6 protein-coding genes and 1 pseudogene are annotated in these 9,690 nt (G+C 68.7%); 6 read left to right on the forward strand and 1 reads right to left on the reverse strand.

Annotated features, from left to right (window positions below; genetic code table 11):
• Positions 1-185, reverse strand: a pseudogene (locus tag HR086_RS40455) (hypothetical protein); the annotation flags it as partial.
• A 332-nt stretch (positions 186-517) separates the two neighbouring features.
• Here HR086_RS40455 and mglB point away from each other — a divergent pair.
• The 6 genes from mglB to HR086_RS40485 form a co-directional block, all read left to right on the forward strand.
• Positions 518-997: a gliding-motility regulator GTPase-activating protein MglB gene (gene mglB, locus HR086_RS40460; RefSeq protein WP_002637270.1), complete on the forward strand. Its 480-nt coding sequence runs from the start codon at positions 518-520 to the stop codon at positions 995-997.
• 11 nt (positions 998-1,008) lie between these two features.
• Complete coding sequence (gene mglA, locus HR086_RS40465) at positions 1,009-1,596, forward strand: gliding-motility regulator Ras-like GTPase MglA (RefSeq protein WP_141648177.1); 588 nt, start codon at positions 1,009-1,011, stop codon at positions 1,594-1,596.
• A 115-nt stretch (positions 1,597-1,711) separates the two neighbouring features.
• Positions 1,712-2,455, forward strand: coding sequence for a dihydrolipoamide acetyltransferase (locus HR086_RS40470; RefSeq protein ID WP_141648178.1), 744 nt, complete (start codon positions 1,712-1,714; stop codon positions 2,453-2,455).
• 16 nt (positions 2,456-2,471) lie between these two features.
• A complete protein-coding gene (locus tag HR086_RS40475) occupies positions 2,472-4,880 on the forward strand; it encodes a tetratricopeptide repeat protein (protein ID WP_373564412.1) in 2,409 nt (802 codons plus the stop codon).
• Positions 4,880-8,257 (forward strand): tetratricopeptide repeat protein, encoded by a 3,378-nt coding sequence (locus tag HR086_RS40480; protein ID WP_174464198.1) that lies wholly within the window; start codon positions 4,880-4,882, stop codon positions 8,255-8,257. Before HR086_RS40475 ends, HR086_RS40480 begins: the two co-directional genes overlap by 1 nt.
• Positions 8,254-9,690: tetratricopeptide repeat protein (locus HR086_RS40485; RefSeq protein WP_174468281.1), on the forward strand; the 1,437-nt coding region annotated here is incomplete at its 3' end. The genes HR086_RS40480 and HR086_RS40485, both read left to right, overlap by 4 nt.

Below are 9,690 nucleotides of genomic sequence, written 5' to 3' on the forward strand. Positions count from 1 at the left end.
CCCAGCCAGGAACCCGCCCAGACCGAGCCCACCGCCGCCAGATCATTCGGGGTGAAGCCGTCGTAGGTGAGCCCAGGCCCTACATCCGCCTGGGCACCATTGCGGAGGGCCACGCCGTAGCGCAGGCGCAGCGAGGCTCGCTCGCGCACCTCCTCCGCCCGGACGGACGGGGAGCTGACCAGCACCAACAGCAAGGGCGCCAGACGCGCCAGGATGGGGGCAAGGGGGCGTGGGGGCGTCAAAGCCCGGCGGAGTATAGAGAAAGCCGCGAACACTCCCAAACCGGCGTCATCCGGGGACCCAGAAAGACGCTTGACGAGGACCCCCTGGGTGGCGGGGGCAGCGGACGAGCCGCGTTCTCACCGGGAGGAACGGATGGCTTCTTGCTGGAGTGGAGGGGCTTTGCTAAGCATCCTCACGGTCGGTAGCGCCTCGTCTAACCTCCGGGATTCACTCCAGAAACAATCGGGGTGTTGCCGTGAGACGGGCGAGCGAACGCTGAGGAGCGCATACGCCCATGGGCACGCAACTGGTGATGTACGAAGAGGAGTTCACCAAGATCAACGCCGTTTGCGACCGGCTCACCAAGGACGCGAACGCGAAGGTGGTGTTCCTCGTCGACAAGAACGGGCAACTCATCTCCTCGGCCGGGCAGACGCAGAACATCGACACCACGTCCCTGGCCTCGCTGACGGCCGGCAACGTGGCGGCGATGGGCGGACTCGCCAAGCTGATCGGTGAGAACGAGTTCCCCAACCAGTTCCATGAGGGGGCGAAGGACTCGCTCTACATGACCATCGTCGGCAGCCGGGTCGTGCTGGTCGTCATCTTCGACAACCGCACCAGCCTCGGCCTCGTCCGCCTGCGCATCAAGAAGGCCAGCGACGAGCTGACGAAGATCTTCGAGAGTCTGGTGAAGAAGACGGACAGCCCGGGTGCCGGGTCGCCGTTCGCCGAGATCTCCGACGACGATATCGACAACCTCTTCAGCGAGTAACCCGGGAAGCCATGTCCTTCATCAACTACTCATCCCGCGAAATCAACTGCAAGATTGTCTATTACGGGCCGGGTCTCTGCGGGAAGACGACCAACCTCCAGTACATCTACAACAAGACGGCGGCCGAGACGAAGGGCAAGCTCATCTCCCTCTCCACCGAGACGGACCGCACGCTCTTCTTCGACTTCCTGCCGCTGTCGCTCGGTGAGATCCGCGGCTTCAAGACGCGCTTCCACCTCTACACGGTGCCCGGCCAGGTGTTCTACGACGCCAGCCGCAAGCTCATCCTCAAGGGCGTGGACGGCGTCGTGTTCGTGGCCGACAGTCAGATCGAGCGCATGGAGGCGAACATGGAGTCGATTGAAAACCTCCGTGTGAACCTGGCCGAGCAGGGCTACGACCTGAACAAGATTCCGTACGTCCTCCAGTACAACAAGCGCGACCTGCCCAACGCGGTGACGCCGGAGGAGATGCGCAAGGCCATCAACCCGCGCAACATCCCCGAGTATCAGGCCGTGGCGCCCACGGGCGTGGGCGTGTTCGACACGCTCAAGGCCGTGGCGAAGCTGGTGCTCACGGAGCTGAAGAAAGGCGGCTGAGCCGGGAGCAGCCGGGCAGTCAACTCCCGTACCGCGGGTGAGAAGACGCCTCGCGGCCAAGGGTGTTACAACCTGCTGCCGACGGGCCGGGCCGTCCGCCTCCTGAGGTCGCACAGTGCGTGTCGCAGCCGCCACCCTCCGCCTCCTCGCGCTCGTGAGCGCCACCCTCTGTGGGGCGGCGCTCGCGCAGGAGCCGCGCCCCACGGCGCCCGCCGCCGCCTCGAGCACCGAGGCGCCTCCCGTGGCCCCTTCCGAAGGCGACAGCACCGCGGATGAAGCCTTCAACACGCGGGTGAAGACGCTGGAGGAGCAGGTCGTCGACCTGAAGGAGAAGATCTACCGCTCCAAGGCCCGACTCCTGTTGCTCCAGGAGACGGTGCTGGGCGGAGACGTCACCACCGGGGCTCGCGCGCTCATCGTCCACAAGAACGAGATGGGCAGCTCCTTCATCCTGGAGTCGGTGACATACGCGCTGGATGGCGCGCCCATCTTCACGCAGGTCGACATCCAGGGCGAAGAGCTGAGCAAGCGCGAGCAGTTCGAGGTCTTCAACGGGCGCATCGTCCCGGGGCAGCACCAGCTCGCGGTGCGGCTCGTCTACCGCGGCGGCGGCTTCGGCGTGTTCAGCTACCTGGAGGGCTACAAGTTCAAGGTGCAATCCAGCTACACCTTCAACGCGGAGCCAGGAAAGGTGTCCACGGTGCGCGTGGTGGGCTTCGAGCAGGGCGGCCTCACGCTGGACATGAAGGACCGGCCCGCGGTGCGCTACGACATCGAGCTGTCGCGCGACACGGCGCCCCGCATCGACGGCGAAGCGGGCGGAAGCCCTCCGGCCGCCACCTCCACTGAAGCGCGGTAGGGGTCCGCCGGTGAACGTGTCGCTTCGCGCTCTCGCCCTCGCGCTCAGCCTCGTGGGGGGCGCCTCCGCCTTTGCCGCCGAGCCTCCCCCGCCACCTCCGACTCCCCAGGAGCTGGAGCAGCGCCTGTCCTCCGTGGAGCAGCAGCTCCAGCTCGCCGAGGAGAGCCTGCGCTTCGTCGAGACACAGTACAGCCAGCGCCCGGAGCCCGATGAAGAGCAGGCCCGCTCGCGGCGCTACTCCGACGCGGAAATCCAGTACCTGCTCGGCGACTGGAGCGCGGCCTCCGTCCACTTCTACGACCTGGTGAGCGACCCGGCGTTCCGGAGCCACCCGCGCTACGCGGACGCGCTCTTCTTCCTCGCGGATTCGCTGTACCAGCAGAAGAACGACATCGGCGCGCGGCTCTACCTGCGCGAGCTGTTGTCGCAGCCCACGCCTACCGCGCGCCACCGTGACGCGCTCACGCGCTACCTGGCCATCTCCGGACGGTTGAACCTGTTTGACGACGTCGAGACCTACGTCGAGCAGGCGCGCACGTTGTTCGGCGGCCAGCTTCCGCCCGACGTGCAGTACGTCCAGGCGAAGTGGCTCTTCCGCCGCAGCGACCTGCCCGCCTCCGAGAGAATCGCCCGCGCACGCTCGGCCTTCTCGCCGCTGGCCCAGGCCCATGGCGGCCCATATCAGCTCCAGGCCGGCTACCACATGGCGGTGCTGTCGATGCAGGCCGGCGAGCTGCCCCTGGCCATCCTCCAGTTCCAGCAGCTCCTCACGCCCCTGTCGAACGAGGGAGGCTCCGCGCCCACCGCGACGCCGGGCAAGCCCGTCACCCGCTCGACGGCGGACACGGACACGCGGCGCATCCGCGAGCTGTCGCTGATGTCGTTGGGACGGCTCCTGTACGAAGCAGGCCGCTTCGACGAGGCGTTGGACCGCTACGGACAGGTGTCGCAGGACAGCGAGTCCTTTCCGGAGTCGCTCTACGAAATCGCGTGGACGCAGGTGCGCAAGGGCAACCACCAGGAGGCGAAGAACGCCGTCGACATCCTGTTGCTCGTCGCCCCCGACTCGCGGCTCGCGCCCGACGCGAAGCTCCTCCAGGGACACCTGCTCCAGAAGCTCAAGCGGTACGACGAGGCCATCGCGTCCTACGACGAGCTCATCGGCACCTTCCGCCCCGTGCGCGAGAAGGTGGACGCCCTCTTGAACGCCAACCGGGACCCCGTCGCGTACTTCGAGCGACTCCTGGCGCGCACGGACACCGTCCCGGACGTGCGCACGCTGTTGCCGCCCCTGGCCCTGAAGTACGCCTCCACCGAGCGCGAGGTGAGCCGCGCGGTGAAGATGGTGGGCGACATCGACACCGGGAAGAAGGGCGCCGTCGACGCACGCGAGCTGGCGGCCCGCATCCTTCGCGCGCTGGACTCGCGGAAGCTGGAGACCTTCCCGGAGCTGCAAGAGGGCTTCACGCGCGCGGACGCGGTGGAGACGGCCGTCACGCACGCCGAGTCGACGCTGGTCGAAGTGGAGGGACTCGCGCTGGAACCGTCGCTCACCTCGCAGGAGCGGGACCGACTCGCCCCCCTGCGTCGCGAGCGCGATGCACTGGCCGCCCGCTTCGCCACGCTCCCCACCACGCAGAAGGGGCTGGAGGAGCGGCTGCGCCGCATGCAGACCCGGGTGGACGCGGTGGACCGCGAGGCCTTCCGGCTGGGCACGGAGATTCAGGGACTGCACGCCATCGCCTCGGCGGTGCGCAAGTGGGTGGATGACACGCGGCTGCTTCGCCAGACGCCACCCGACGAGGAACAAGAGTTCCTGGTGCAGCTCCAGGCCGAGGTCCAGACGTTGAATGATCTCCAGTTGGAGCTGGACCGGACGCGCGGGCGGCTCGTGGATGAGCGCAACAGCGCGGCGGCGTCCCTCTCCGGGGAACAGGCCATCCGTGGCCGCTACGCGGCGGCGCTGCGCTCCGAGCACGAGGTGCTCAGTGAAGCGGAGCGTCGACAGTCTCCCACGGCGGTGCTGACGCACGCGCATCAGGTGCGGGAGCGAGGCGAGGCGCTGCGCAAGCGCGTGGCGGAGGCCCAGGGCGCGCTGCGGACCCAGGTGGACCAGCGAGGACAGCGCATCCGCGCGAAGGTGCTGGCCGAGCAGCACTTGTTGGAACGCTACGAGGCCGAGGTCGCCGCGGTGTCCGGCAACGCGAAGCAGTTGGTGGGCCGCATCGCCTACGACAGCATCCGGCGCGTGCGTCGGCAGTTCTACGACCTGGTGCTCAAGGCGGACGTGGGCGTGGTGGACGTGGCCTTCACCGAGAAGCAGGACAAGACGACGAACATCCAGAAGGTGTCCGCGCAGAAGGCCGAGGCGCTGCGCGCGCTGGACGCCGACTTCCGCGACGTGCTGTCGGAGGAGGGACGGTGATGCGGCGCGTGCTCGCGGTGCTGCTCTCCGTGGCCTCGCTGCCCGCCGCCGCCCAGGCGCCGGACACCGCCGCGCAAGTCCCCTCCCCCGCCCAGGCGGAGAGTCCCTCCGGGACACCGGCCGCGGGCTACCTGACGGGCCTGGGCCGCACGCCCGAGGAAGAGGCGCTGCTCCAGGATGTCAGCCGCGCCCTGCGCACGTATGACGAGGAGTCTCGCGAGTTCAGCCGCGAGGTGCAGCTCCTGATGGAGCGCAAGTACGAGCAGAAGCGCGACTCGCTCGCGTCCTCGTACGAGAAGGTCATCCGGGACTTCGAGGCCCAGGAGCGCAAGGAGCGGATGGAGGCCATCGTCCGCTTCGAGGAGTTCCTCCGCCGCTACCCTCAGGAGCCGCGCTACACGCCGGACGTGATGTTCCGTCTGGCGGAGCTCTATTACGAGCGCTCGCAGGACGAGCATCAGCTGGCGATGAAGGAGTACCGAGACCGGCTGGAGGCCCACGACAAGAACCCCGACTCGGCCTTCCCCGTGGAGCCGAAGAAGGACTACGGGGACTCCATCGCGCTGTACCGCCGGCTCTTGAAGGACTACCCCACCTACCGCCTCAACGACGGCGCCTGGTACCTGTTGGGCTACTGCCTGGAAGAGCAGGAGCAGGTCGACGAGAGCTTCCGCACCTACCAGCAGCTCATCGCCCGCTATCCGCGAAGCCGCTTCGCCACCGAGGCGTGGGTCCGCATCGGCGAGTACTGGTTCGACAACTACAAGGACCCGCAGGCCCTGCCCCGCTCCGCGCAGGCCTTCGAGGCCGCCGCCCGCGACACGCTGCATCCGCTCTACGACAAGGCCCTCTACAAGCTGGGCTGGACGTACTACCGGATGGACCGCTTCGACGAAGCGGTGGAGTCCTTCCTCACGCTGGTGGACTTCTACGAAGCCCAGCGCGTCGCGAAGGGCGAGGCCGAGGCTGGCGGAGACCTGCGCGACGAGGCCCTCCAGTACGTGGCCATCTCGCTGGCGGACGAGACGTGGGGCGGACTGCCCCGCGCCCAGGCCCTCTTCGCGAAGCGCGGCCCCAAGCCCTACGAGGCGGACGTCTACCGCCGGCTGGGCAACGTCTACTTCGACCAGACGAACCACCCCGCCGCCATCGCGGCGTATCAGCGCGTGCTCCAGCAGGAACCCATGGCGCCGGACGCGCCGGAACTCCAGCAGCGCATCGCCCTGGCCTACGAGAGAGACCGGCTGCTCGCGGAGTCCTTCACGGAGTCGGAGCGGCTCGCCAGCCTCTATCAACCCGGCACGGCCTGGTACGCGAAGAACCAGGGAGACCCCGACGCGCTCTCGCGAGCCAACACGCTCGTCGAGAAGAGCCTCTATACGAGCGCCACCTTCCACCACCAGCAGGCGCTGGTGTTCAAGAAGGAGGGCAAGTTCGAGCAGGCCAGCACGGGCTTCGCCACCGCCGCGCGCGCCTACGGCACGTACCTGGAGCGCTTCCCGCGCAGCAAGAGCGCGGGCGAGATGCGCTTCTATTACGCGGAGTGCCTCTACTTCTCCTTCCAGTTCGCCGAGGCCGCGAAGAGCTACGAGTTGGTGCGCGACACCGGCGTGAGCGAGAAGCACCGCGACGAGGCGGCGCACAGCGCGGTGCTCGCGTGGCAGCAGCTGCTCGCGAAGGACATCCAGTCCGGCAAGACGCCGGAACTCAAGCCGCTGCGCTCCACCGAGCGGCCCGAGGGCTCGGCGGTGAAGCCCGTGCCGCTGACGCCCACCGAGCAGAAGCTGGTGTCGGCCTCCGACAAGTACGTGGCGCTCCTGCCGCGCGACGCGAAGGCCGCGGGCATCGCCTACAAGGCCGCGGAGCTGTACTACGCGCACGACGACTTCCCCGAGGCCCGCAAGCGCTTCGAGCGCATCATCCAGACGTGGCCCAAGAGCGAGGTGGCCCGCTACGCCACCAACCTCACCGTCGAGACGTTCCTCATCGACAAGGACTGGCGCAGCGTGGAGGAGGTCAGCGCGAGGCTGGCCAGCAACACGCAGGTCATCGACCCGACCAGCGACCTCCACAAGCAACTGGTGAAGTTCAAGCTCGCGGGCCGCTTCAAGCTCGCGGACCAGCTCCTGGCCGAGGGCAAGCACGAGGAGGCCGCGCGCAAGTACATCCAGCTCGTCGACGAGGAGCCCCGGCACGAGTTCGCGGACAAGGCCCTCAACAACGCCGCCGTCGCGCACGAGAACACCCGGCGCTTCGACTCCGCGATGAAGCTCTACGAGCGCATCTATCGCGAGTACCCGTCCTCCCCGCTCGCGGACGCGGCGCTGTTCCGCGTGGCGGTGAACGCGGAGAAGTCCTACGACTTCGACAAGGCCGTCGTCAGCTACCAGAAGCTGGTGAAGGACTACCCCGCGTCGAAGGACCGGGAGGCGGCGCTCTTCAACACCGGTCGACTGCTCGAAGGCCAGCAGCGCTACGCGGAGTCCGCGGCGACGTTCCTGCGCTACGCGGAGCTGTTCCCCGCCGCCGAGGACGCGCCGAAGAACCAGTACCGCGCGGCCATCCTGCTGGAGAAGCAGGGCGACCCTCGCGGAGAGGTCCGCGCGCTCCAGGAGTTCGTGCGCAAGTTCGCCAACAAGCCCGGCCAGGTGGAGCTGGTGGTGGACGCGCACCGACGCATGGGTGACGCGCACCAGAAGCTCGGCGACGAGAAGGAAGCCCAGCGCGCGTACACCCAGGCGGCGAGCGAGTTCGACCGACGCAAGCTCAAGCCGGACACCCATCCCCTCGCGGCGAACGCGGCGGCGTATGGACGCTTCCAGTTGGCGGAGGCGGAGCTGCAAAGGTTCGACAAGCTGAAGATTGGCGGCTGGGGCAAGGCCCTGGTGCGCAGCTTCGCGGTGAAGCGCGCGGCGGTGAAGACGGTGAAGGACGCATACTCGCGCGTCTATCCGTACAAGCAGCTCGAATGGTCCCTCGCGGCGGCCTACCGCTCCGGCTACGCGCTGGAGCGCTTCGCCAACACCATCATCGAAACGCCCGTGCCGCCCGACGTGAAGCGGCTGGGTGAGGACGCGGTGGTGACGTACCAGGACCTGCTCGCGCAGAACACGGCGGAGCTGGAGGACGCGGCGGTGGAGAGCTACGCCGTCGCCCTGGCGGAGGCTCGCAAGAATCGCGTCTCCAACGAGTGGACGCGGCGCACGCTGGAGTCCCTCAACCGCTTCCGGCCCAAGGAGTACCCGGTGCTCAAGGAGCCCAAGCAGGCGCTCGCGTCCGACGCCGCTTATCCGGACGGGCTCATTGGCAGCGTGAGCGGGCCCGCCCGCCCCGCGTCGGCGGACGAGAGCCGCATCACCGGGGGAGCCAAGCCGTGAGCTTCTCTCCACGCACGCCGGGGGCCTCCGCCCTCACCGCGCTGTTCCTGTCCTCGGGCCTGTGGCTGTCCGCGTGTGCCTCCGGCCCGGAGACGCGCCCCACAGCCGAGGCGCCCGTCGAGGCAACAGCCGACGCGGACTCGAAGGCCGCGCCCGTCCCCACCGTCGTCGCGCCTCCGCCCCGCAGCGCGGCGCAGGACTTCGAGCAGGCCGTGGCGATTGCGCGGGCCGGCGAGCTGACGGCGGCGGAGACGGCGCTGCGCGCGCTGGTGACGCAGAACCCGAAGCTCGACTACGCGTGGACGAACCTCGGCATCGTCCAGGAGCGGCTGGGGCGGCACGAGGACGCGGAGCGCTCGTATCGTCAGGCGCTCGCGGTGGCTCCCGAGCAGGAGTCCGCGTGGGACTGCCTTGCGCGCCTGTACGGACGCACGGGCCGCTCCGCGGCGCTGGAGACGGAGCTGCGCGGGTTGGTGGAGACGAAGCAGGACTCGGCGCCACTGCACACGGCGCTGGCCATCACCCTGCTCCAGCAGAAGAAGCTGGGGCCCGCGGCCACCGAGGCGAAGCAGGCCCTCAAGTTCGATGAGCGGCACACTCGCGCCATGCAGGTGCTCGCGCAGGTGTACTACCGCGAGGGCAAACACGAGCTGGCGCGCATGGTGCTGGAGAACGCGCGGGACATCGCGCCCGGTGACGCAGCCACGCGCAATGCGCTGGGGCTGGTGTACCTGGCGCTGAAGGTGGGCCCGCAGGCCCTGGCGGAGTTCAAGGAGGCCGCGAAGCTCCGGCCCGACTTCGCCGAGGCACGCAACAACTTCGGCGCGCTGCTCAACGAGGCCCAGGACTACCCGGCCGCCGTCACCGAGCTCGAAGCGGCGGTGCGAGCCGCTCCCGACTTCGCCGCCGCGCGCCTCAACCTGGGCAATGCCTACCGGGGACAGGGGGAGTTCGAGCGCGCCAAGGCCGAGTACGAGCAGGTGCTCGTGCTGCTCCCCGGTCAGCCCGACCCGTTCTTCAACCTCGCCATCCTGTTCCTCGACGTGGAGCCCCCGGGGGTCGACCCCATCCAGCGGTACAAGACGGCCCTCACCTACTTCGAGCGCTACGAAGCCCAGGGTGGTCGCGACAACCGCATCCCCCAGTACACGAAGGACGCGCGCAAGAGCATCGAGCGCGAGGAGCGCCGCCTGGAGCGCGAGCGCAAGGACCAGCTCCGCAAGGCCGCGGAGCAGGAGAAGGCCCAGCAGGAGCAGGCGAAACAGGCCGCCGAGAACAACGCGCCGACCACCGCCCCACCCGCGCAGGCCGCCCCCGCGGACAAGGGAACGGCCTCCACTTCGACGCCGCCCGTGCAGGGCGCATCCGCTCCGGCCAGCCCACCCGAGCAGACCGCTCCATCAGGCTCCGAGAACCCCGGCGCGGTGCCCACT

Source organism: Myxococcus sp. CA039A, from assembly GCF_013336645.1.
In the GTDB taxonomy this organism is placed as follows: Bacteria; Myxococcota; Myxococcia; order Myxococcales; family Myxococcaceae; genus Myxococcus; species Myxococcus llanfairpwllgwyngyllgogerychwyrndrobwllllantysiliogogogochensis.

Bases quoted from the DNA above. Each gene is read 5' to 3' on its own strand.
- HR086_RS40480 (WP_174464198.1), top strand. From the start codon at position 4,880: ATGCGGCGCGTGCTCGCGGTGCTGCTCTCCGTGGCCTCGCTGCCCGCC.
- mglB (WP_002637270.1), top strand. From the start codon at position 518: ATGGGCACGCAACTGGTGATGTACGAAGAGGAGTTCACCAAGATCAAC.
- mglA (WP_141648177.1), top strand. From the start codon at position 1,009: ATGTCCTTCATCAACTACTCATCCCGCGAAATCAACTGCAAGATTGTC.